The organism is Streptomyces sp. NBC_00523 (assembly GCF_036346615.1).
Lineage (GTDB): Bacteria > Actinomycetota > Actinomycetes > Streptomycetales > Streptomycetaceae > Streptomyces.
Genome location: NZ_CP107837.1, coordinates 17827 through 41752, shown reverse-complemented (window position 1 = coordinate 41752; position 23926 = coordinate 17827). Strand labels below are relative to the sequence as shown.

General features: G+C 66.4%; 21 protein-coding genes. 12 read left to right on the top strand and 9 right to left on the bottom strand.

What is annotated here, in order from left to right:
* Positions 1 to 59 precede the first annotated feature (59 nt).
* The 3 genes from OHS17_RS32860 to OHS17_RS32850 all read right to left on the bottom strand — a co-directional run bounded on the left by OHS17_RS32860 (position 60) and on the right by OHS17_RS32850 (position 3079).
* Positions 60 to 680, bottom strand: coding sequence for a Fic family protein (locus OHS17_RS32860; RefSeq protein WP_330315459.1), 621 nt, complete (start codon positions 678 to 680; stop codon positions 60 to 62).
* Between the two features lie 4 nt (positions 681 to 684).
* Complete coding sequence (locus tag OHS17_RS32855; RefSeq protein ID WP_330315458.1) at positions 685 to 1419, bottom strand: hypothetical protein; 735 nt, start codon at positions 1417 to 1419, stop codon at positions 685 to 687.
* 337 nt (positions 1420 to 1756) lie between these two features.
* Complete coding sequence (locus OHS17_RS32850; protein ID WP_330315457.1) at positions 1757 to 3079, bottom strand: FAD-dependent oxidoreductase; 1323 nt, start codon at positions 3077 to 3079, stop codon at positions 1757 to 1759.
* Positions 3080 to 3325: 246 nt separating this feature from the next.
* Here OHS17_RS32850 and OHS17_RS32845 point away from each other — a divergent pair, with 246 nt between their 5' ends.
* The 5 genes from OHS17_RS32845 (at position 3326) to OHS17_RS32825 (ending at position 8633) form a co-directional block, all read left to right on the top strand.
* On the top strand, positions 3326 to 4507 hold the full coding sequence (locus tag OHS17_RS32845) for an epoxide hydrolase family protein (protein WP_330315456.1): 1182 nt from the start codon (positions 3326 to 3328) through the stop codon (positions 4505 to 4507).
* Positions 4508 to 4519: 12 nt separating this feature from the next.
* Positions 4520 to 5698: an acyl-CoA dehydrogenase family protein gene (locus tag OHS17_RS32840; RefSeq protein WP_330315455.1), complete on the top strand. Its 1179-nt coding sequence runs from the start codon at positions 4520 to 4522 to the stop codon at positions 5696 to 5698.
* A gap of 19 nt (positions 5699 to 5717) precedes the next feature.
* On the top strand, positions 5718 to 6179 hold the full coding sequence (locus tag OHS17_RS32835) for an SgcJ/EcaC family oxidoreductase (RefSeq protein ID WP_330315454.1): 462 nt from the start codon (positions 5718 to 5720) through the stop codon (positions 6177 to 6179).
* Between the two features lie 73 nt (positions 6180 to 6252).
* The gene (locus tag OHS17_RS32830) at positions 6253 to 7248 is read left to right on the top strand and encodes an aldo/keto reductase family protein (protein ID WP_330315453.1); all 996 of its coding nucleotides are present in this window, start codon (positions 6253 to 6255) and stop codon (positions 7246 to 7248) included.
* Between the two features lie 170 nt (positions 7249 to 7418).
* Positions 7419 to 8633 carry a cytochrome P450 family protein gene (locus tag OHS17_RS32825; protein ID WP_330315452.1) on the top strand — a complete coding sequence of 405 codons (1215 nt, stop codon included), beginning with the start codon at positions 7419 to 7421 and terminating at the stop codon, positions 8631 to 8633.
* Between the two features lie 289 nt (positions 8634 to 8922).
* On the opposite strand, the gene OHS17_RS32820 is transcribed toward OHS17_RS32825, so the two are convergent.
* The 5 genes from OHS17_RS32820 to OHS17_RS32800 form a co-directional block, all read right to left on the bottom strand.
* Complete coding sequence (locus OHS17_RS32820) at positions 8923 to 9786, bottom strand: NAD-dependent epimerase/dehydratase family protein (protein ID WP_330315451.1); 864 nt, start codon at positions 9784 to 9786, stop codon at positions 8923 to 8925.
* Positions 9787 to 9854: 68 nt separating this feature from the next.
* Positions 9855 to 11504, bottom strand: coding sequence for an AMP-binding protein (locus OHS17_RS32815; RefSeq protein WP_330315450.1), 1650 nt, complete (start codon positions 11502 to 11504; stop codon positions 9855 to 9857).
* Positions 11505 to 11600: 96 nt separating this feature from the next.
* On the bottom strand, positions 11601 to 12938 hold the full coding sequence (locus OHS17_RS32810) for an ATP-grasp domain-containing protein (RefSeq protein WP_330315449.1): 1338 nt from the start codon (positions 12936 to 12938) through the stop codon (positions 11601 to 11603).
* 54 nt (positions 12939 to 12992) lie between these two features.
* Positions 12993 to 13259, bottom strand: a complete 267-nt coding sequence (locus OHS17_RS32805) for an acyl carrier protein (protein ID WP_330315448.1) — start codon at positions 13257 to 13259, stop codon at positions 12993 to 12995.
* A complete protein-coding gene (locus OHS17_RS32800; RefSeq protein ID WP_330315447.1) occupies positions 13259 to 14611 on the bottom strand; it encodes a condensation domain-containing protein in 1353 nt (450 codons plus the stop codon). The genes OHS17_RS32805 and OHS17_RS32800 overlap by 1 nt, the downstream gene beginning before the upstream one ends.
* A gap of 253 nt (positions 14612 to 14864) precedes the next feature.
* On the opposite strand from OHS17_RS32800, the gene OHS17_RS32795 reads away from it, so the two are divergent.
* From OHS17_RS32795 to OHS17_RS32770, 6 genes are all read left to right on the top strand, one after another.
* Entirely contained in the window at positions 14865 to 16160 is a 1296-nt protein-coding gene (locus OHS17_RS32795) for an MFS transporter (RefSeq protein ID WP_330315446.1), read from the top strand.
* Between the two features lie 35 nt (positions 16161 to 16195).
* A complete protein-coding gene (locus tag OHS17_RS32790) occupies positions 16196 to 16450 on the top strand; it encodes a carotenoid oxygenase family protein (RefSeq protein ID WP_330315445.1) in 255 nt (84 codons plus the stop codon).
* A gap of 7 nt (positions 16451 to 16457) precedes the next feature.
* A complete protein-coding gene (locus tag OHS17_RS32785; protein WP_330315444.1) occupies positions 16458 to 17000 on the top strand; it encodes a carboxymuconolactone decarboxylase family protein in 543 nt (180 codons plus the stop codon).
* 32 nt (positions 17001 to 17032) lie between these two features.
* The gene (locus tag OHS17_RS32780; protein WP_330315443.1) at positions 17033 to 17995 is read left to right on the top strand and encodes an oxidoreductase; all 963 of its coding nucleotides are present in this window, start codon (positions 17033 to 17035) and stop codon (positions 17993 to 17995) included.
* Between the two features lie 124 nt (positions 17996 to 18119).
* Complete coding sequence (locus tag OHS17_RS32775) at positions 18120 to 19088, top strand: hypothetical protein (protein WP_330315442.1); 969 nt, start codon at positions 18120 to 18122, stop codon at positions 19086 to 19088.
* Positions 19089 to 19239: 151 nt separating this feature from the next.
* A complete protein-coding gene (locus OHS17_RS32770; RefSeq protein WP_330315441.1) occupies positions 19240 to 20181 on the top strand; it encodes a GNAT family N-acetyltransferase in 942 nt (313 codons plus the stop codon).
* A 122-nt stretch (positions 20182 to 20303) separates the two neighbouring features.
* Here OHS17_RS32770 and pepN read toward each other — a convergent pair whose 3' ends face one another.
* On the bottom strand, positions 20304 to 22874 hold the full coding sequence (gene pepN, locus OHS17_RS32765; protein ID WP_330315440.1) for an aminopeptidase N: 2571 nt from the start codon (positions 22872 to 22874) through the stop codon (positions 20304 to 20306).
* A gap of 365 nt (positions 22875 to 23239) precedes the next feature.
* On the opposite strand from pepN, the gene OHS17_RS32760 reads away from it, so the two are divergent.
* A complete protein-coding gene (locus tag OHS17_RS32760; protein WP_330315439.1) occupies positions 23240 to 23908 on the top strand; it encodes a Type 1 glutamine amidotransferase-like domain-containing protein in 669 nt (222 codons plus the stop codon).
* The last annotated feature ends 18 nt before the right edge of the window (positions 23909 to 23926 follow it).

Below are 23926 nucleotides of genomic sequence, written 5' to 3'. Positions count from 1 at the left end.
GTGCGCGGAGCCGACAACCATCTGTCGGCTCCGCGCACGTATGGAGGAGGGCTGCTGCCTCAGCGAGGGAATCCGGTGGCCCGTCGGTGGGTCGAGCGGGTGAGGACGAAGACCAGAGCGGCCAGGTCTGCCGCCCCGGCGTCATCGTCCGCGTAGCGCGTGGTCTGCAAGGGTCCGACCTGGTCCAATCGGACTCCCTCCAGCTCCAGGACGTAGGCCAGGGTGAGCATGGCGAGGCGGGCGTTGCCATCCGGGAAGGGGTGGAAGAAGGCCACGTCCAGGTAAGCCCTGGCCGCGCGGGAGGCCAGAGGGACTCGCGGGTCGGCGCTGTCGCGCAGACAGTGCTCAAAGTCGCGCCTGGTGTGTGACGTCAGGGCGTAGCGTTCCCGGCCACCCTTGGCGAAGGCATCGCCTTGTCGGAACTGCACCCCAGGCATGCCGAGGACCAGCTGCTGCCATCCGGCCAGCAGCGTGCAGGTGAGAGGGAGCCGATGAGAAGCGTCTGTGCGCGACTGAGCCAGCGCCGCGAGCAATCGCCGGCCTCGATCGAGGTCCGCGGAACGGCCCCCTTCCCTGCACCAGATGGTGAGGCCATCCACGAGGGGCTCGACAGAGGTCGGCACCTCACCGGCCGCGGAAGTCCAGTCGATCTGGTTCCTGATCTGGACCCAGGCGGTCAAGGCGTCAGCGTTCACGGTAGGGCTGCACTCCGGTCAGATCTACGGCAAGGTCCTCTCCCACTGTGTCGATGAGGGTCCGCGACGGCGCGGTCCAGCTCTTGAACCGTCCGCCGATCGCGGTGTCGACCGCGTCCTTCGCGTCTTGCGTTCCCACGCCCGTGGAGGAGAGGAACCACGTCAGTACCGTGTGACAGAGCCCGTACCAGCCGCATTCGGCACCCGTGCGGTCCATGACCACGGTCACGAGTCGGGTGGCCGCCCGTTCCAGATGCCAGCTGCGATCCTCGGCATTCGCTCCGTTGGGTGGAGCCAACTGCTCGAACCGCCCCGCCAACTCCTCCAGCCAGTCGCGCCACTCCAGCAGCGACGCGACCACCCTGGCAGCCGTTGCCGCGGGCCCACCTATGGAGTGGGAGGTGCAGCACCAGTGGGTGACGACGCCACCGCCGCCGCCCTCACCGACCGCCCAATGCCATCCGCAGGCCCATCGGCCGTATCGGGCGGCCAGGAGCACCGTGACCTCGATGGTGAAGCGATGTTTCTCTTTCCACCCGGCATCGTCAGGAGGCACCATCGAGGCGATCACCGCGGTGATCTCGGCTGCCTCTGCTTCGTCCCAGGCGAAGGCGATGCGGTCGGGATCGACGGCAGACCACGGCAGCCGGGCCGGAGCGAGTTCGTGGTTGACAGCCGTGGTGTTCCTCCAGAACCAGGCACAGTAGGACAACCGGGCGATCATGCCAAAAGCTCGTAGCCTCAGCACGCAAATTTCTGGCGCACCCCTCTCCCGTCAGGGCACACAGCGCGACACGGCCTGGCCGTCTGCTCCGCCCGATACGGCACTCGACCGGGCACGTTCACTTGTACGGGGGCGAGCACTTCGAGGAGTACGCCGACGGGGGGCGAGTTCGCGGGCCCGAGGCCGCGTGTCCGGTTCGGCTGGCCGGCGCGCCCGTGTCCGCCTGGAGAATCGCCTCCAGGCGGACACGGGCGCGCGGCACGCTTCGCCGGCCCAGGCGACTCATCGGGGTGTCCGAGACCGACGCGGCCGAGAGGGCGGCGAGGTGCGTCCAGGATCAGCCTGCCGCGAAGACACGGCCCATGATCTCCGGGCTCATCAGAGCCTGCGGCGGGTCGATCATGCCGGCCGCACGCAGAAAGGCCTCGGACAGAGTGGGGTCAGCCGTGGCGGCGGCCTGCAGCTTGGGCATGTACCCGTTGCCCATCCGAACCTCAAGCGTGCGCAGACCCTGGACTCCGGGGAAGCCCAGGTCGGCGCCCGCGGCCATCATCCACGGCGCGTCGATCACCTGGGCCAGGTCCCGCTGGAACGCGGTGGGCTTGGGCGGCGATCCGACCTTCAGATGCTCGGCGAGCAGTGCAGCACCCAGCGCGGAGACGGTCATGCCCTGCGCGTACACCGGATTGAACGTGCACGCCGCGTCGCCCAGGACGATCAGGCCCTCAGGCAGGTCGGGCAGCAGTTCGTAGTGCCGGCGCACGCTGGCCGGGAAGTGGAAGGTGTGGGGCTTGCCCATCGGAACGGCGTCCTTGACCGCCTCGTAGATCTCCGGGACGGGCAGCGTCCTGGCGTACCGGAGGAAACCCTCGAGGTCCGTCGGTGGCTTGTCGCCGAGGATTCCGTTGAGCGAGAGCGAGTATCGGTCCGGCATGCGGGCGAAGATCGCTCCACGCGGCATCGCCGGCGTCGCCACGGGAATCAGCGCGATGTCGTCGCCGATCGGATCGAAGGGCAGCGGCCCCTCGAAGTCGCACGTGGTGTACGTCAGATCCATGTCGACGCGTTCCTGCGGCACCTGCCCGAAACCGAGTTCCTCGAGCCACCGCGGGGTGCGGGAGCCGCGGCCCGTGGTGTCGACGACGATGTCGGCCTCCAGGCTCCTCTCGGCGGACCCAGGCGTCTTCTCCTGTATCCGTACTCCGACGACCCGCTCCCGCCCGGTCGTGACCAGTCCGAGGATGTCGGTGCGCTCGACCAAGCGCACGCCGGGAAGCGCGGTGACGCGCTCGCGCAGGTGAGCCTCCAGCCGTGCACGACCGGCGGCAACGCAGACCAGACCGGTCTCCGTCCTGCGTATCATCCGCCCGTTGAAGTACCAGCTCAGGCTGGAACCGAAGTCACCGACCGGCACACCGCACGCCGTCAGCTCGCGCGTGATGCCCGGGAAGAGCTCCTCCATGACCTGCTGCCCACGGGCGAGCAGTGCGTGGATGTGGTGGCCCTGTGGGGCGGCGGAGCGCGGACCGTAGGCGCCGGTGAGGGTGTCCCGGTCGATCACGGTCACCTCGTGGTACGACTCGGAAAGGACGCGCGCGGCGAACAACCCCGCGATCCCCCCGCCCAGCACGACCGCGCGGTCGCCGATGTGTGCTGCCATGAGCTCATATCTCCTTGGGTGTGAACCATACGGACCCGCTGTCGTCCTCAGTCCACGCTAAAGCCCGGGCACGCCTTCGTTCTTCTTCCGTAGTGCGAGGCTTCCACTTCGTGATTGCGCTGGTCAGCCAGGAACTTTCGGCGGTCTGCGTCGTCCGCCTAGCGTGACGGACGTCGGCCCCTTTCCGCTGGGCGCGGCAACTCCCTGTCTCGCCGTCATCGTCCTGCCGAAGGTCATGGAGCGTAGATGCAACCCTTCCGTATCAATATCCCCGAGGCCGAGCTCGAGGATCTTCAGCGACGACTGGCCGCCACCCGATGGCCGGAGACGTCCCCCGGCATGGACTGGGAGCGGGGTGTGCCACTCGACTACCTCCGTGATCTGGTGTCCTACTGGCGGACCGAGTTCGACTGGCGCGCCGCAGAGGCCAAGCTCAACGAGTTCCCGCAGTTCCGCGTGGAGATCGCCGGCACGCCGATCCACTTCCTGCACGTACGCTCGCCCGAGCCGGACGCGACACCGATGATCATGACGCATGGGTGGCCGGGATCCTTCGTGGAATTCACCAACGTGATCGGGCCACTGACGGATCCCCGCGCACATGGCGGAGACCCCTCGCAGGCGTTCCACCTGGTGATCCCCAGCCTTCCTGGCTTCGGCTTCTCCAACCCCGTGGCCGACCGCGGCTGGAGCTTCTTCCGGACGGCAGGCGCCTGGGCCGAGCTGATGGGCCGCCTTGGCTACGACCGGTACGTGATTCAGGGCGCCGACCTGGGCACATGGGTCGGAACGATCCAGGCCGGTCTTGACGCCGAGCACGTCGCCGGGCTGCATCTGAACTTCCTGATCACCCCGCCGGGACCTGACCCCGCCGACCTCATCGGCCTCAGCGAGATCGAGCTCGGCCGGCTCGGCCTGCTGTCGCTCTTCGCCGATGAGGGATCGGGCTACATGAAGCTCCAGGCCACCCGGCCACAGACGCTGGCGTACAGCCTGACCGATTCCCCGGTAGGCCAACTCGCTTGGATCGTAGAGAAGTTCATGGAGTGGACCGACGCGGAGAAGTCGCCCGATGACGCGGTGGACCGCGATCAGCTGCTGACCAACGCCACGCTCTACTGGCTGACCCGCAGCGGAGCGTCGTCCGCGCACTTCTACTGCGACAACGCCCCGCTTCTGCCCACCGCGCCGAACATGCCCCCGCCGCCGCCGGTGCTGCCGGTGCCGCTGGGTGTCTCGGTCTTTCCCCGCGATCCCGCACAGCCGATCCGCCGCTTCGCCGAGCGAGTCTTTCCGAACATCGTTCAGTGGTCCGAGCACGATCGCGGCGGTCATTTCGCCGCGATGGAAGAGCCTGACCTGCTCACCGCCGATCTGCGGTCATTCGCCGCGGCAGTGCGCGCCACGACGCCGGCACAGTCACAGTAGAGGAGAGCCGAAGTGCAGAGCACAGCCATACCCACTCGGACCGAACTGGTCGAGCGCGCCAGGGGCTTGGTGCCGATGCTGCGCGAGCATGCTGCCCGCGCCGAGCACAAGGCTCGACTTGCGGACGAGGTGGTCGCCGCGCTGACCGAAGCCGGGATCTTCCGCATGCGGACCCCCGCGCGCTTCGGCGGCTACGAGTGCGACGCGGCCACGCTGATAGACGTGGGCATCGAACTCGGTCGCGGCGACGGTTCCGTGGCCTTCGATGTCGCCGCTTGGTGGATCATGTCGTGGAATGTGGGCCTCTTCCCCGATGAGGTGCAGGACGTGGTCTTCGCCGACCCGGACGTGCGCATCTGCGGCACCCTCGCGCCGACGGCTACGGCCGAACCCACCACGGGCGGCCTCCGGGTCACCGGAACCTGGGCGTTCAACAGCGGCGCCGCGCACAGTTCCTGGAAGGTGTTCTCGGCCATCCTGCCCACTGATGACGGTGCGCTGCCGATCATGGGACTTGTTCCGAGCGCCGAGCTCGACGTCGTCGAGGACTGGGACGTCTCCGGCCTGCGTGGCACCGGCAGCGTCACGCTGAGCGGGCAGGACGTCTTCGTCCCGGAGGGGCGCTACATCCCCATCCCGGCCCTGCTGCAGCAGCAGTACGCCTCGAAGCGCAATGCCGAATCGACGATGTACCGCGCGCCGGTGGTCGGTGCTGTCGGGGCCGCCACCTGCGGCAAGCTCATCGGTCTGGCCCGCGCGGCCCAGGAGGACTTCCTGGAACGGATCGCCAAGCGCCCCATAACCAACACGTCGTATGAGCGGCAGATCGACGCACCCGTCACCCATCTGCAGGTCGCCGAGGCGACGCTGAAGACCGACGAGGCCGAGCATCATGCCCGCAAGCTCGCCGCGATGGTGGACGGCAAGGCGGGCGCGGGTCAGGAGTGGACGCTTCAGGAACGCGCCTACGCACGAGTGGCCGTCGGCAGGGTGTGCCAGCTCACCGCGGAGGCGGTGGACCTGCTCGCCGGCGCATCCGGCGGCAGTTCCATCTACGCCGACCAGCTCATCCAGCGCATCCGCCGGGACATCCAGGCCATCACCATCCACGCGCTCAACCTGCCCAGCACCAACCTCGAGCTCTACGGCCGGGTGCTGTGCGGGCTTGAGCCGAACACCTTCTTCGTCTGAGCGACCCGACAGGAGAACCATGACCACCGACACAACAGCCGCGCCGACCAACGCGGTTCGTCCTCACGACGCAGCAGCGGTCCGTGGGCTCATCCAGCGCGTCGTCGCGGCCTGGCGCGCACAGGACGCCGAAGCGTTCTCGCTGGTCTACGCACCGGACGCCAGCGTGATTCTCCCCGGGGCGTTGCTCAAGGGCCGCCCGGCCATTCACGAGTACATGGCTGAAGCCTTCCGCGGCAAGTGGAAGGGAACGCACGTTCTCGGCGTGCCGAAGGAGATGCGTTACGTCGGCGCGGACGAGAAGGTCGTGCTGCTTCTCTCGGAGGGAGGCGCGTATCTGCCCGACGCCACCGAGGTGCCGACCGAGCACGCCATCCGCGCCATGTGGTTCTTCGTCGAGCGCGACGGCGAGTGGCTGGTGGATTGCTACGCGAACACCCCGATGGGCGGCGTGGTCCCGATGCCGGGTTCGGGCAGCTGACCAGGCCGGACCGCGACGAGGGGTGCCTGCGGTACCCCTCGTTGTCGATCGGCCGAACCGAGAGGACGGAACGATGGAATACCGCTTCGTCGGCCGCAGTGGCCTGATGGTAAGTGAGATCGCCTACGGTAACTGGATCACCCACGGGTCGCAGATCGAGGCCGACGCCGCGCGCGCGTGTGTCCGCGCGGCGCTCGACGCCGGGATCACCACATTCGACACGGCGGACATGTACGCCGATACCCGTGCGGAGTCCGTGCTGGGCGAAGCCCTGCACGGCGAGCGTCGGCAAGGCCTGGAGATCCTCACCAAGGTCTACTTCCCCACGGGCCCGGGCCGCAACGATCGCGGTCTGTCCCGCAAACACGTGCTCGAGTCGATCGACGGCTCCCTGCGGCGGCTGCGGACGGACTACGTCGACATCTACCAGGCCCACCGTTTCGACAAGTTCACCCCGCTCGAGGAGACCATGGAGGCATTTGCCGACGTGGTCCGCGCGGGCAAGGCCCTCTACATCGGGGTTTCGGAGTGGACCGCGGAGCAGATCCACGCGGCTGCCGCACTCGCCCGCGAGCTGCGCCTGCCGCTGATCTCCTCCCAGCCTCAGTACAACGCGATCTGGCGGGTCCCCGAGTCCGCGGTGATTCCGGCGGGGGACGAGGAAGGGCTTGGACTGTTCGCCTGGTCACCTATGGCGCAGGGCGTGCTCACCGGAAAGTACGTGCCCGGACAGCAGCGACCCGCAGGTGCCCGAGGAGCCGACCCGGCCAACGACATGTTCATGGGGCATCTGCTCAAGGACGAGCTCCTGGAGCGGGTGATGCTGCTCAAGCCGCTGGCGGCGGAGGCCGGCCTCACCCTCGCCCAGCTGGCGATCGCCTGGGTGCTGCACAACCCGTCTGTGTCCGCGGCGATCGTTGGCGCCTCGCGCCCCGAACAGGTCGTCGAGAACGTCGCCGCGTCAGGCCAGAAGCTGGACGAGGAACTCGTGCGCAGGATCGACGAGGCCTTGGCGCCGGCCATCGTCAAGGACCCCACCCTGACGGAGAGCTACGACCAGCGCCCGTAGCCACTCCTGAGCATCACCGCCCCAGGTGGGCGATCCCGGGAACTCGCGGAAGCCCTGGGCGCTCCGTCCGGTGCCCCCGCTGGAGGGCGAACACCGATTTCACACACAGCCCGTCGGCGACTCCGAAGCCGGATACCGCCGGCATCACTAGGTCCATTGGAGGAGACTCAATGGGTAAGTGCCCGATCGTCCTTGACCGCCTGGGCAAGGACATCCATGCCGAGGCACGCGCGCTGCGTGCACAGGGGCCGGTGACGCGTGTCGAACTACCGGGCGGCTACTTCGGCTGGTCGGTGACCGACTACGCGGTCGCCAAGAAGATGCTTCTCGACCCGCGGTTCCCCAAGAACGCCAAGAAGTACTGGCCGCCGCTGGTCAACGGCGACGTGTCCATGGACTGGGAAATGATCACCTGGGTGATGATGGAGAACATCAACACCCGGGACGGCGAAGAGCACGATCGGCTGCGCAAGCTGGTCTCCCACGCTTTCGCACCCCGCCAGGTGGAAGCCAGCCGTCCGCTCATCGAGAAGGTCATCGGGGAACTGCTCGACGACCTGGAAACCGCCGAGCCGGGTGAGGCTGTCGATCTCAAGGGCCGGTTCACGTACGCCCTGCCCGCCTGGGTCATCTGTGACATGTTCGGGGTGCCGGTCGAGGCGCGCAAGCGGATGCTGCAGGGCGCGGTGGCCAACAGCAAGACGACCATCACGCCGGAGGAGGCGGAGGAGAACCTGCGTCAGTGGCACGAGGCCATGGCAGAGCTTGTCGCCACCAAGCGCGCAAAGCCCGGTGACGACCTCACCAGTCTGCTGATCCAGGCACGTGAAGAGGACGACGCCCTGACCGACGACGAACTCCTCGGCAGCCTCCACGTGCTGCTCGGGGCAGGGTCCGAGACGCTCGGCAACGTCATGGCACACGCGGTCGTCGACCTGCTGAGCCACCCCGACCAGCTGGAGCTGGTGACGAGCGGAAAGGCCGACTGGGCTACGGCGTTTGCCGAGACCGTCCGCAAGGACGCCGCGGTCGCCCAGCTGCCCTTCCGGTACGCGGCCGAGGACGTCGAGATCGGCGGCGTCCGGATCGAGAAGGGCGACCTGGTGATGATTGCCTTCGCGGGCGTCGGGCGCGACCCGAAGGTCCACGGCGAGACCGCCGATGCCTTTGACATCCTGCGCGAGGACAAGACCAACCTGTCGTTCGGCCACGGACCACACGCGTGCCTCGGCCGCTCGCTGGCCACTCTCCAGGCGACACTCGCCCTTCCGGCTCTCTTCGAGCGGTTCCCCAACATGCGGCTCGCCACCGCGCCTGAGGACATTCCGCCGCAGGGCACGTTCATCATGAACGGCTACGCAACCCTCCCGGTCGTCCTTCACTGAGCGTTTTCAGCGTTGTCTTTCCAGGGTGAGGACGGCTCTGGCGATGACGGTCATGCGGTCGCGTTCCGCGAGCGTGCCGTTCGGTGGACCGAAGTCCGGATCGTGTGTGCGCAGAGCACGAACAGGGCTCCTGAGTCGCTGAGTTGAGGTGTCGAACACCTCTCTCAACGGCACGGGAGCCCTGTCCGTTGTGCACTTCGATCCCACACCGCACCGCCGGACCCGAAGGGCCACGCCAAACGTGAATGTCCCGCCCAGCATGTTCATGGGCGGGACACTCGAACCGAGGTCAGGAAAGCGCCTGAAGCGCCTTCGTGCACTCCTCGCGAAGATATTCGATGGCGTTCAGATGTTTGGGAACCCAACCCATCTGACGCCGAGTCCTTTCTGAACTCACGGTATGGTCCATCACGTACAGCTCGACGATGTCCGCGATCTCCTCCGGGGGATTGTCGGTCGACGGCCAGCACACCGACTTTCCCTCACCCGTCGCCGCAGCGAGTTCGTCGACAAGGATGGTTTCGGCAACCCCATTCCACGCGGTGCCCGGCTGGGCCTTCTCCGCCACCAACAGATAGAGCTCCGCGAGGTCGGCAACGTGCACGGCCGGCCAGCGTATGCCACGCCGTTCGAAGTAGAGTCCCGCACCCAGTTTGACGGTCACCGGCAGCAGCTGGTCCGGGACGACGCCACCATTGTTGCCGTAGATCAGTCCGGGCCGGACCAGGATGCCGCCGCCCTGGCGCACCGCGTGCTCGACCGGGCCACGCCAGGCCACGCAGTCGGGTGGCTGGGGAACCGTGTCCTCGAAGGTTTCGCCAGGGCCGAGCACGTCGCCACCAGAGGTGTGGATGAGCCGAGTGCCGGAGGCGAGGATCGCCTCGACACCCTCGCGCTCCAGGGTGCCCTCAATCCGGCCTGCGTGAATGACCAGGTCAAAGCCCTTGGAAGCGCTGTGCAACGAGGCGGGGTCCGTCAGATCCCCAGGTACTGCGGTGAAGCGTGGGTCGACCGGTCGGCCACCGGGGCGCTGCAAGGCGGCGACACGGTACCCGGCATCGGCAAACGACTGCGCGATGTACTGGCCGAGATATCCGGTGGAGCCTATGACCAGGACTCGCTTCGTACCGGTCGGCGTGGGTGTGTCAGACACTGAAAAACTCCGTTCCGAGCGATGTTCTCTGCGATAGGGAGAGGGCCGACGACGTGGTCGGCGTGGTTCTATTCATCCGCCGGCGTGCGGAAGCGCGGATCTGATCGTGCGGCGCCGATTGTTTGAGGAACGGCTCGGGTGTGAACCTCTTTCCTCCATTCATCGAGCATTACGGGCAGGTCGACTTTCCCGTTCGTTCCGATGGGGAACTCGCGCGTGACGGAAACGTACTCGGGGACCGCGGGGGCCGGTAGAGCTTTGGCGAGATGGCTCTTGACCTGCCTTTCGGAAAGGGAGCCCGATTCCCTTGTGGCGACGAAAGCCAATAGCTTCTCGCTGGCCGGCAGTCCTTTTCCGGGCAACTGTGGAGACGCCATGACGACCACGGAGTCCACTACCTCTGGAAGTTCCCTGATGGCCGACTCGATCTCAGTCGACTCGATCCTCACGCCACGGACTTTTATGCGCCGGTCATCTCGCCCGCGAAATACCACGCTTCCTTGTGCGGTTAGGTATGCCATATCGCCGGTCGCGTACATGAGAACGTCGTCCGATACGCTGAAGCCGGTGCTGTTCTCCGTATCGAAGTATCCGTGCGCTATGTGCGGAGAGCGGACAACTATTTCACCGAGCCCCTCGCCGGACAGCCTGGCGCCGGCCTCGTCCACGAGCATCAGTTCAAAGCCTGGAGCGGCGGCCCCGAGCGGGACCATGCCCGACTGGTCTCCGATATCACCGGGATCAAGGACTCCCAGAGCGGCGATTTGGGGGGTCTCGGTTGCACCGTAGGAGGGCACGAAGGTGGCTGCGGGGGCGCTCCTCGTGAAGCTGCGAAGGTCATCCCAATATGTTGGCTCTCCACCAAGAACCACACGGCGCAATGCGGTCAGAGGGCCCCCTTGTCCCGTCAGGAATCTTCGCGCCATTGTCGGGGTGGTGTTGAGGTCAGTGATGGCGTTTTCCTGCAACCAGGCTGCGAGCTTTTCTCCGTGAGCCCACGTGCGGACGTCAGGTATGTGGACCTGGCCGCCGATGGAGAGGGGCAGGAAAATGTCCCGCCACAGCGGGTCATGTGACAGGCCGGAGATCATGGCGAAGCGAGTACGGGCGTCCAGTTTGAAGTGCTGCGTGTACCACTGGATGAAGTGCCTGACCGCGCTGTGCGTTCCATTGACAAGCTTGGGGTGGCCGGTAGTCCCGGATGTGTGTCCAAGATACGCGTGGGCGGAGACGTTTTCGACGACGGTTCCGCTACGGAAGGCTATGTCATCAGTGGAGAGGACGGGGATTCCTGAATCTGGGCGATAGCGTGTTCCGGCGACGAGTACGCAGACCGGTCGAGTCGCGGTGACCATTCCATGTATGCGTCTCGCCGGATACGATGCATCCACGACGGAAACGATTGCACCTGCCATGAGGCACGCGATGACGGAAACAATCAACTGGGGGTCGCGGTTCGCGATCAAGGAGATCCGGGATCCCGGTGTGACTCCGAAATCTTGGAGGCCGCCGGCAACTGAAATTGCTCGTTCTGCGAGTTGCCCGTACGTATATACTCCGGAAGAATGCCTTACGGCCTCGCGGTGGGGCTGTGCGGTTGCCTGTTCCAGGAACGGATAAGCGATTGACTCGCGAATCGGAACGGTTCCGCAGGGGTGGCGACTCGACAGACCGCATGCCACGTCCGCCCAGGGTGCAGCGGAGTAATCTGCATTCATTTCAGAAGCCCACATTCTCCACTTTTGCGCGGTTCAATTGCACGCATGGCGGTCGGCGTCGACCAGATCTTTGGGGCCAGGGCGTTGTGGAGGCCGTCATCTCGTCGACTGCGGCCGACGCCCCTCGCGGTCCGATGGCCTCGACGCAACCGCGGATGTGTCCTCGGCGTCCGTCCGGAGGGCGAAGGTCCGGGCAGCTCGGACGCAGGTCTCCACGAGGCCCTCGGCCGTGTCCGCACCGAGGATCACGAAGAAGTACCAGTCCGACGGTCCCATCAGACGGGCTCGATCACCGATGCGGCGGCGCCGGTGCCAGGCGATCGTGCCCGGAAAGGCCTGCAGGTCGGTGTCGGCTGGTTCCGCGGTGATGACACCGGGCGAGGCCGGCCGGATACTGATCCCGCCAATGTGCGGAAAGGCCCGGTGGAAGGCTGGAACGCCACCGGTCAGAACCGTCTCGGCGACCAGTGACCACGTGGAGTGGCCGTGATAGGCACTGATCATGTCCTGGACCCAGCCGCCTCCGGCACGCGAAGCGACCTCGGAGAAGACCAGCTCACCGTCCGGACGCTCGAAGACCTCGAGGTGGCTCGGCCCGTCGTGGATGCCGAGAGCCGGGTTGATCCGGGAATGCATCTCTCGCAGCCGGCGGTACAGCTCAGGATGCTCCTCGGGCAGCAGGATCACCGATCCGTCGAGCGCGTTCTCCAGAACGGTCATCCGTGGGCGCAGATATCGGTGCACCACGAAGGTCAGCGCCTCTCCGCCGGACCAGAGTGCATCGACGCACAGCTCATCGCCCTGCACGAACTCCTCGACGATCAGATGCCGGGAGCGCTGCGCGGGATCGAAGGTCACCTCGCCGGCTGCCCGGCCCAGTTCCTCGGCGTCATCGACTCTGACCGTGGAGCTGGCTCCGAAGCCGGCGGCCGGCTTCACGACCAACGGAGCAGTGAGCTCGCCCGCGGCCGCGGCTGCGGCGGCCCGGTCTCCGGGCTCAGGAAGGGACCGATACTCCGCTGTGGGCACACCTGCGTCTCGGACCAGTTGCTTCATCAAACGCTTGTCCCGGAGCGCGACGTGATGAATCGGCTCGGACTGAGCGTCCTGGAGCAGCAACCTCAGATAGCCCGCGCCGAACTGGCTCAGCTCGTCCTGATTGCACACCCGGCTCACCGGCGGCCAGGCTTGGCGCAGATCGACGGCTACAGCCGACAGTTCGGCCAGCGAGTCGAAACTGCCGACGGTGTACACCTTTCGGCACCGTGCGAGCAGCTGTTCGTCCGTCGACTTGTACATGACGTCGGCGCGTTCCAGCACGACACAGACGTCGACGTCTCGGGAAGCCCGGGCATCATGGTCCAAGAGCGCCGCAAGCAGCTCCGGTTGATACCTGCACACCACGACTGTGCGGGTTTTGTTCTCATCAGTCATCCGACGCCTCCATCAGGTGCTGCGGGCTCCTTGCCTCCTCACCGTTCCTCGGTGCTACCGGTTGCCGGCCTCATTGATGCGCTGGACCAGAAGGTCGGCCAGCTCGACAAGAGAGGTCGTGTCGAAAATATCGGCGAGCGTGCAGTCGACACCGAGTTCCTGCTCCAGGATGGTCGTCAGCTCCATGGAGGAAAGCGAATCGAAGCCGGCCGCGATCAGGTCGAGGTTCTCGTCGACTTCCCCGGAATAGACCCTCTTGACCGCGGTGATCACCGTGGCGAGAACCTTGGAGGCAAGGTCATTGGCGGTTGTGGCGTCCACTAGACTTCCTTCCAGCTCTGATCGGGAGTGTTGGTGATGCGCAGCATCAGCTCGCGGAACAGCGTGGTCCAGTGCGCGGCGGTGCCTTCATCGATCCGCTCGGGGGGATATTCGAGCTGCATTCTCAGGCCGCCCGACGGGAGGTCCCAGATAATCCAGTTGCACAAGCCCCCTCGGTTGAGCGCTGCCTCCTGCCGAAGTTTCACTGGCTCGGCTCCGTCGGCGATCCTGATTTCCTCGCCCGGTCGTGCATGCACCGAGTAGGTGAAGAGGACCGGTACGTTCTCCGAACTCACGTAGGGCTGTAGGAAATCAGGGCTTTCCTCTGCAATATTGCGGCTCGGCAGCGGGCGGCGATACGCCTCCAGGCAAGTATTGCGTGCACGGACAAGGACATCCCGGAAGGTCTCGCATCCGTTGAGATCGACCCGCAGCGGCATGGTGTCGACGAACATGCCGATCGTCTCCTGGAAATCCTTGTGATCACGCGAAGCCCGGAGGGTCATCAGAGCCACATCGGTTTCCCCGGAGAGCTGAGCGGCGAGCAGCGCACCCGCCGCGATCAGCACGTGCCAGGTGGAGCTGCGCCCACTGCGCGCGCGGGCCCGTACCTCCGCCATCTCGTCCGGAGCCACATCCACGGTAGTGCTGCCGTAGTGAGGGTCATGCGCATCGGCGACCCGGTCAGGGTGATCTGCCGATGGCGCCAGGATGTGCGCGTTGGCGAGCTGACCGCCCCAGAACTCCTTGAGCTCCTTGGTCTTCGGGCTGTTCAGCCACTCCTGCTGCCATTCGGCGTACTCACCGTACTGTCGGATGGGCGGCAGGTCCGGTTCCGTCCCGGTTGTGCGTGCACGGTAGAAGGCGGCCAGATCGCGCCAGAGCAGGTGGGTTGACCGCCCGTCGCCGGAGATGTGGTGGAACAGGATGGTGAGCACGGAATCCTGATCATCGAACCGATGCAGGGCGGCCCGCAGCAAGGGTGTCTGGTGCATCGACATGGTGTCCGAGTGAAGCTTGACGAGGAGCTCCTCGGCGAGATCGTCGCGCGACTGGTTCGGAGCGGTTGCCAACTGGTGCTCGGTCAACGGCACCGGCACGGGCGGCAGCACTGTCTGGTAGCCGGCTTCGCCGTCCCCGCAGCCGCAGGTGACGGTGGTGCGCAGTGACTCGTGCCTGGCCACCACGTCGTCCAACGCATGCTGCAGGGCAGCTGAGTCCACGCTTCCCTTGACCCGCCACGCCAGCGGCATGACGAACCTCGCCATGTCCTCTCCACCCGGCTGATCGACGCAGCGCGCGGACAGTTCGGCGGAGAGCGGGTAGCGAACCGGCCCCTTGATGTGTGGCATATGCCAACTACCTTCCCTTCTCGTGCTCAGGCACGAGAAGGGAACATATGCGCTGCAGAGGGAAGCCGACGACTCGTGGATTGCGGAGTGCGTCCTGGCCTGTCGCTGTACCCGATGAGTCCGGCGATCCCTGGAAATGGATCGCATTCTGAGAGATGCTGCCGCGTCAGATGCGCTCTACGCTGTTGCAGCGAGTGCGGCCATTGCTGAACACAGAAGGCAGGGTATGTCCAGATTTAAGCTTTTTTCCCTGATGGGATCTGCATTCGCCGAGCCAGGTGTTCAGCGCACGTTTGTCGTGTCGACATTCATCGCCACGATCGGTGGCGGCATCATCCTGCCCATCAGCACCCTGTACTTCATCAAAATAGTTGGCCTGTCGGCGGCACAAGTAGGCCTTGCGTTTACGGTGTCCGGGCTGCTGGCGATTCCGCTCTCCGTTCCTGCCGGGGCGCTTGCCGACCGAATCGGCCCGCGGCGCGTGATGATGGCGACCTTTGCCGGTCATAGCCTGGTGGGCGTTTCCTACTTGTTCGTCCAGAACTTCTGGATGCTGCTGGCGGTCCAGATGCTCTCGGCCGCCAGCCTCGCAGCCAACTACCCCGCCTCCGGCGCGATGCTGCGACGGATCGGCGGCGACGAAGCGGTCACGATCAGGTCCAAGATCAGAGTGGTGGCGAACCTGGGAGTGTCCCTCGGTTCCCTGATCGCCGGCGTCGGCATTCAGATCGACACCGCCACCTCTTACCGAGTGCTGGCTCTCGCCTTCACGCTGACTCAGGTCGCTTCCCTCGCGATGCTGTTCAGGCTGCCCAACTACCAGCCGCTGCCCCGGCCGCAGAAGGAAGCCGACGGTTCCGAGGGCGCGCCATCGAAGAGGATTGCGCTGAGGGACAAGGCGTTCCTCGCGTATTCGCTGGTCGGCGGCGCGATGGCGATACAGAACATGATCTTGGAAATCATGATCGCTGTATGGATCGTCAACTACACCGACGCGCCAGGGTGGGCAGTCACGGTCGCCTTCGTGCTCAATACAGCACTTGTCGTGCTGCTCCAGGTGAGAATCGGCGCAAAGATTCAGTCGATCACCGACGGGGGCACGGCACTGCGCCGAGCCGGCTTCGCCCTGCTGCTGGGCTGCGCCGCGATGAGCCTGATGGCCGGTGTGCCCGCAGGGGCGGCGCTGCTGCTCCTGGTCGTCGGCATGGTGTTGCTGACACTCGGCGAGATCTACTACGTGAGCGGCACCTTCGCGTTCGAGTTCGGCATGCCGCCCGCGTACGCGCAGGGCCAGTACCAAGGGGTTGCCGGCGCGGTCGCCGGAGCAGCGAAGGCTGCGGCACCCGCCCTGTTGCTCGGACTCGCGCTGAGCCTCGGCAGCACCGGCTGGATCGGGGTCGGTGCCTTTCTGCTGCTCCTCGGGCTCACCGGCCCGGCCATTGCGAGGTGGGGAGAGCGCACCCGGCCGTCCGGCGAGACCACCGAAGCGCAAGCGGCGGCGACTGATGCCTCAACGGGCAGCGCTTCCCCTGCCACCGACGTGGTGTAGGGAGCCACGCGCGGACAGCGAATCGATGAAGCTCCATGTGCCGTGCGCGCACACCGATCGCCCGCAGCGCAGCCGGCCTGCGAAGCCTGGAATCCGAGAAGTACGGCGTGGTGCTGTCGATCGTCCTCGACGCCGCCGGACCGCACGAGCCGTCCTCCTGTCTTCTGGTGCTGGACGCGCGTGACTTCACAGAACTGGCCCGAGCCCGCGCACCGCACTCTGGGAGTTGGCTGCCAGGGGCGCGCGTCCCGACTATGAGCACGTCCCTATCGGCTCCGGATGAGGAATAGGACGCCCGTGCCTCACATCGAGATTGCCAATGATCTTCCCGGAATCAGCGGACTCTTCGTCCAGCGCCCGGACACGGCGGGTGTTCTGTCGCAGCTCGCCGACACTCTCCTGCGCGAAGGCGAGTCGCCTTTGAGCCGAGGCGAGCGCGAGCTGATCGCCGCGTACGTGAGCGATTTGAACTGCACGGCCTACTGCTCCGGCTCACACAGCGCCTTCGCGGCAGCACAGCTGGAAGGCGGCGCCGAGTTGGTCGCGTCGGTACTCGCGGACGCGGACCGGGCCCCCATCTCCCCGCTGATCCGGGCACTGCTGAAGGTTGCCGCGGAAGTACAGGCGAAGGCCGCCCCGGTCTCCGACACAACGATCGCTGCGGCCCGCGCTGAAGGCGCGACGGACGACCACATCCACGACACAGTACTGATCGCAGCCGCGTTCGCGATGTTCAACCGCTACGTGAGCGGACTCGCCACGGCCTTGCCGGCCGACCCGTCGTTCTACAACGCCGCGGCCGACGTCATCGTCGTACGTGGATACAGCGGAGCGCGCTGACGCTCGGCCCCTGTGTGCCTCTAGGAGGGTGTATGGCCTGGTCCCTTGCTCATGCTCCCGGTCAGAAGGGCAGGACGGCGCTGGTGACCGGCGCGTCCGCAGGCATCGGGCTCGAGACCGCCCGAGCGCTCGCGGCCCGCGGGGCACATGTGATCCTCGCCGGCCGCAGCTTGGAGCGAGGCCGGGCCGCGGCAACGCGGATCGGCGGCAGCACGGAGATCGTCCTCCTGGACCTCGCATCCCTGGACTCCATCCACCGAGCGGCGGCGGAGGTGCTCGACCGGCACGATCGGCTGGACCTGCTGATCAACAACGCCGGGGTGATGTTCCCGTCGTACCAGCGCACCGAGGACGGCTTCGAGGCCCACTTCGGAGTCAACCACCTCGGCCATTTCGCGCTCACGGGACTGCTGCTGAAATCGATGATCTCGGTGCCTGATTCCCGGATCGTCACGGTCGCGAGCCTGGCGCACCGGGCGGGCTTCGGTGGTTTTGATGCCGCCCGCGCCCGGGCTGATGACGGCCGGAGATCGGTGACCGCGTACGGGCGTTCCAAGCTCGCCAACCTACTGTTCGCGAGGGAGTTGCAGCACCAGCTCACCACCGTGGGCGCCCCCACAACGTCCCTGGCTGTGCATCCGGGGCTGTCACCGACCCAGCTGTGGAACGGGGACCCGCCTGCGCTGCTACGCCCAGCGGTGGCGGCGGGACTCCCATGGCTGGCCCAGCCCGCGGAGCAGGCGGCGCTGCCTTCGCTGCGGGCGGCCATGGACGCTGATGTGCCGGGCGGTGCGTATCTCGGTCCGTCGGGGCTCTTCGGGAACCGAGGGAAACCCGGGCCGGCGTCCTCCAGCCGGGCTTCCCGAAGCAAGGGAGCGCAGGCCCGGTTGTGGGCCCTGTCCGAGGAACTGTCCGGGGTCCAGTACACGTACGAGCCCGCGACCGCGGAGGCGCCGGACGACGCCGTGCGCCCACGTACTGGCCGGCAGGGGTGAGGACGGCCTTCGAAGTGGACGCATGACGTTCCTGCCGCGTGCTCGATACGCCGCCGAGGTGTACGAAGCAGCCGCTGCCCAGCGCGACACCCCCTCTCACCCCTGTATGGAAGGGCGACACCTCATGACGCAGACACTGCAGCGGAGTACGAAAGCCGCGACCCGCCCACCTTCATTCTTCTTCAACGGCCACGTGCCCCGGCGACGCGCACTGATCGTGACCCTCAGCGCGCTGTTCGGCTTCGCGCTCACAGTGGTCTGGTCGGCGAAGTTCGTCGACCAGACCATCGGTGACAACGTGGCGAATACGCTCTTGGGCCACCCTGCCAAGGAGACGCCGATCGCCGGCGCCCTGGCGGGCCTCGCCTTTGCCCTGGCCACCGGCATCGCAGGAACGTTCACAGCGTGCAACGTCGCCGTGTTCAGCGCATTGGCGCCACTGACCGGTGCTGGATCAACCTCACGACGGGGTCGTATGGCCGCCGCGCTGCGCCCGGTCGGTCTGCTCGCACTGGGCGCTGTCATCGTGTCGGCGCTGTACGGCACGGTCGTCGGCCTCGTGGGCGCGGGCATGCCGCAGTTCGAGCAGGGCCAGGGCGGCGGTGGCTTCTCCGGACGACTCGTACAGGCCATGGTGGTGTTCGGGCTGATCGGCCTGGTCATGACGTACCTCGGGCTGGCCGCGCTGGGCGTGGTGCGCGACCCGTTGGCAAACGTGTCCCGGGTTCTGCCGAGTGCTCCCCTGCTTTTCATGGGCGGCCTGATCGGCGCCTTCCTCATCGGCCGGCCGTTCCCGCTGTTCAGGCAGCTGTTCCAGGATGCCGCTGAGAGCCGGAACTCGTTTTTCGCAGCGCTGGAGTTCGCCCTGCAGAGCCTCGGCAACATCACGGTCATGGCGACGGTGTTCTTGATCGTCACGGGTCTCTTCGGGGACCGGATTCACCGAGCGCTGACGAAGCGCCCGGGCCGGGCGTCGGCTCTGATGGCGGGGGCGTTCCTCGCTGCCGGCATCTTCATGATCCTTTACTGGGACGTACGCATTCTCGCGGCCCGTGACCTGATCTGGTATCCGATGGCGCCCTGGGTCGCGTAAGCGCGTGGACCGGAACCACCGTGCAAGCGGCAGTCCGCCTGCCCCGGACAGTACGCATCTTCCGCCATGCCGGCTCGTGACCGGCGCGAATCGACTGGTCAGAGGGACGAGCATGCGGGTTGACGTGCAGGGAGCGGTCACGATCGCACACGTGGGCTTGGAAGAAGCCCTGGAGAGGAACTGGCACGACCCTGCCTGCGATGTCGACATCGTCAGGGTGAGGCTGGCAGACCTTGATCGGCGTCCCGCGCTTGAAGCTGCCGGCTTTCTGGTCAAGCCGGCGTGGGTGAACTGGTTGGCTCCCCTGACGGATTCGGCGGCCGCGTTCCGACAGCGCCTGTCGGTCAGCGAGCGCAAGAGTCACCGCAATGCCGCGCGGGCAGCTGTCACGAGCGGCATTACGGTTGGAGTCCTCGACCAAGTGGGGGAGGAGGACCTGCGGGGCTTCCTCGAATTGTACGAGCGGCAGATCTCCTCGATGCCTCACGGTGTCAATTACGCCAGGCGGCAGGAGCGGCTCCTATTGCGTGACCTGCCCTCTCTGCTCGGAGTGTTCGCGCACGCCGATGGCGTCCTTGTCGGCGGTTGCCTGTGCTCGCTGCGGCCCGACCAGTCTCTCGTTCACGTCAGGTTCTCCGCGGCAGCGGACTCGGCCCGGAATGGCATGCTCTCGCGTCTGATGTACAGCGCTGCCTTCGACGCGGCACGGGAGCGCGGCTACACGTGGGCCTCACTGGGCAGCGACCCTTCCCTCCTCGGGCACACGGCTCAACCGGGCCTCTTCGGGTTCAAGGCCCGGTTCAGCTTCACCCCGATCCCCATGCAGACCATGCAGCCCAAGGCCGCTGGGGACGAAGCGGAGCTCGTCGTACGGATGCGGGGGCTGGCGCAGCCCTCACTGTCGATCGCCTACCACGAGGACCGGCCGGTGCCGGCGTTCGAAGGCCTGCCGGCCTCGCTGCCCCTGCGCGGGGTCCTCCTGTCGGCGACGCCCGACCCAACGTGTCCGGCCTGGGTTCCGAGCTCCCCCATCCCGGTCAGCCATCGCGTCGTCCCCGGCCCTCAGGAGACCCGCGGCGATGCCACACGCTGAGCGTATGCGGATGGCGGCGCCAGGAAGCCGGATGCGGTCCGGCCTCGGCGAACCCGACACCGTCGAGAACCCGAAGCCCCTGGAAGCCCTGACCGCTCAAAGCCGGAGACCGGAAGCAGCGCTTATGCGGAAGCGTCTGCCGCCTGGGCCCTCAGCGCCCGCTCGATGCCCGACCGCGACTCCGACACCAGCCGACGCAGGGCGGCGCTCGGTTCCGCGGAGGCCAGCCACGCATCCGTCGCGTCCAGGGTCGCCCGCGACACCTGCAGTGAGGGGAACAGGTCGACCACGATCTGCTGGACCATGTCCTGCGAACGGGACCCGGACTCCCATATGTCCTTGACCGCCGCGAAGTACTTCTCCGTATACGGGGCGAGCAGTTCGCGCTGGTCGGACTGGACGAAGCCGGTGATCACCGCTTGGTGCACAGCGTTCGGCGACGTGTCGGACTCGACGACCGCGGCCCAGGCCTCCGCCTTGGCCTGAGCGGTCGGCCGGGCCGCCCGCGCGGTGGCCGCGTGCCGTTCGCCCGCCGCGGTCCTGTCCCGCTGGTACTCCGCCTCGATGACTTTCTCGTCGGCCCGCCCGGTAGCCGCGAGGCGTTCGACGAACGCCCAGCGCAGCTCGGTGTCGACGGCGAGGCCTCTCACCGTCTGGTCGCCGTCGAGCAATGCCCCCAGCAGGTCCAGCTGCTCGTCGGTGCGGGCGGTGGCCGCGAACGCCTGCGCCCAGGCCAGCTGGTGGTCGCTGCCGGGCTCGGCGGCCCGCAGCTGCTCCAGTGTGGCTTCCGTCCACCGCGCGAGGCCCGCGTCGCGCCACTGCGGCGTCGCGTACAGGTCGATCGCCGTCTTGACCTGGCGGTGCAGCGACTGCACGACGCCGATGTCCGACTCCTTGCCGATCCCCGAGAGGACCAGCGCGAGGTAGTCGCGGGTGGCCAGCTCGCCGTCGCGGGTCATGTCCCAGGCGGACGCCCAGCACAGGGCGCGCGGCAGCGACTCGGTGAAGTCGCCCAGGTGCTCGGTGACGACCCGCAGCGACTCCTCGTCCAGGCGGACCTTCGCGTACGACAGGTCGTCGTCGTTGAGCAGGATGACGGCCGGGCGGCGCTTGCCCAGCAGATGCGGGACCGGAGTCAGTTCACCGTCGACGTCCAGTTCGATACGGTCTGTGCGAACGAGCTCACCGTCCTCAAGATCGTACAGACCGATCGCGATCCGGTGCGGCCGCAGCGTCGGCTCGCCCTTGGCGCCCTCGGGCAGCGCGGGGGCCTCCTGTCGTACGGCGAAGGAAGTGATGGTGCCGTTGGTGTCCGTCTCGATGTGCGGGCGCAGGATGTTTATGCCCGCGGTCTCCAGCCATGCCTTCGACCAGGACTTCAGGTCGCGGCCGCTGGTCTCCTCCAGCGCGCTGAGGAGGTCGGACAGGCGGGTGTTCTTGAAGGCGTGGGCCTTGAAATAGGCCTGCACACCGTTGAAGAACTCGTCCATGCCGACGTACGCCACCAGCTGCTTCAGGACCGAGGCGCCCTTGGCGTACGTGATGCCGTCGAAGTTGACCATGACGTCGTCGAGGTCGCGGATGTCGGCCATGATCGGGTGGGTGGAGGGCAGCTGGTCCTGGCGGTAGGCCCAGGACTTCAGGAAGTTGGCGAAGCCGGTCCAGACACCCGGCCATTTCGAGCCGGGAGCGTACGCCTGGCAGGCGAATGCGCAGTACGTGGCGAACGACTCGTTCAGCCAGAGGTCGTTCCACCACTCCATCGTGACGAGGTCGCCGAACCACATGTGGGCCAGCTCGTGCAGGATTGTCCCGGCCCGCACCTCGTACGCCGCGTCCGTCACCTTCGACCGGAAGACGTACTGGTCGCGGATGGTGACCGCGCCGGCGTTCTCCATCGCGCCCGCGTTGAACTCCGGGACGAAGAGCTGGTCGTACTTGGCGAACGGGTAGGCGTAGTCGAACTTCTCCTGGAACCAGTCGAAGCCCAGCCGGGTCACGTCGAAGATCGCGTCCGCGTCCAGGTACTCGGCGAGCGAGGGCCGGCAGTAGATGCCCAGCGGGACGGTCCGGCCGTCCTTCTCGTAGCTGCTGTGCACCGAGTGGTACGGGCCGACGATCAGCGCGGTGATGTACGAGGAGATGCGCGGCGTCGGCTCGAACGACCAGACGTCGTCCTTCGGCTCCGGCGTCGGCGAGTTGGAGATCACGGTCCAGCCGGACGGGGCCTTCACGGTGAACCGGAAGGTCGCCTTCAGGTCGGGCTGCTCGAAGCTCGCGAAGACGCGGCGCGCGTCCGGCACCTCGAACTGGGTGTAGAGGTACGCCTGCTGGTCGACCGGGTCGACGAAGCGGTGCAGGCCCTCACCGGTGTTGGTGTACGCGCAGTCCGCGACGACCTTCAGCTCGTTGGCCCCGGCCTGCAGGTGCGGCAGCGTGATGCGCGAGTCGCGGAACACCGCCGCGACGTCCAGCGCCCTGCCGTTCAGCTCGACCTCGTGCACCGCGGGGGCGACCAGGTCGATGAAGGTCTCCGCACCGGCTTCGGCGGAGTCGAAACGCACGACGGTGACGGACCGGTAGGTCCCGCCCTCCTGCGCTCCGGAGAGGTCGAGATCGATCTCGTACGCGTCCACGGTCAGCAGGCGCGTTCGCTCCTGTGCCTCTTCGCGGGTCAGATTCGTGCCAGGCACGCGGTCATCTCCTCCGTATGTGACGTTTCAGGCGCTTGGAACCGATCGTCCTGGGTGCCGCATCGTAGGCGTCCACCACTCGGGGACAGGTCCCCTTGCCTGGTGCACCACACTGCTGCCCGGCAGCTTCATCGGGCAATAACGCCCTGGTTTCGGGACGGTTCGCCCCAAGGCCCACGGATGCCCAGGAGACTGTTGTCCAGAGTCCACTCAAAGCTTCGCTTCCAGGGCTGCCCGGTCGCATCTTGCGGGTTGCTCAACTGACCCGATCGAAAGCGATATCAGATCAGGACTTCAAGTGCTGACTCGGCCGCAGGCCCGCGAGATGCGTTGTGTGCATCTCCCACTCGTGCTTGGATTGCCTGATGAATCTTCTGTTGACGTCTACTGGTCTGTGTAATTCGTCCATACTGGAAGCACTGCGAGACATGCTGGGAAAGCCTTTGGGGTCTGCCAACGTGGTGTACCTCCCCACGGCATCTCTCGCTGTACCCGGGGACCACGGGTGGCTCCTTGAGCACATGAACCAGCTGCACAGTCTGGGCTGGAAGGAATTCGATGTACTTGAACTGAATGGCTTGCCGCGGCAGGTGGTGCTTGAGCGACTACGTCATGCCGATGTCATTTATGCCGGAGGTGGCAACCAGTATCATCTCGCCCGCAGCATCGTTGGCAATGATTTGGCGGACGGCTTTCTGGATGTTCTGGAAGACAGCGTCTATGTGGGACTGAGCGCCGGATCCATGGTCTTCAGCCGGAATCTCACCGAACATTCTGCCGATGTCATCGGGGACGCCTCGGACCTGCATCTGCTTGGCGCGACAACCATTGAGCCGCCCTTCGGCCTCTTCGACTGGTACCTGAAACCGCATCTGTACTCGCCTCACTTCCCGGAACGGGATGACGCCTGGGCCGATCGCATCGTCGCGAAGGCGGACTTCCCGGTCTACTTTCTCGACGACGAGACAGCCATCCGCGTCCGCGACGATCAGGTGGACGTCATCTCCGAAGGCAGGTGGCGGTACCACCCGTGACACGGCACGCTGCCGTGT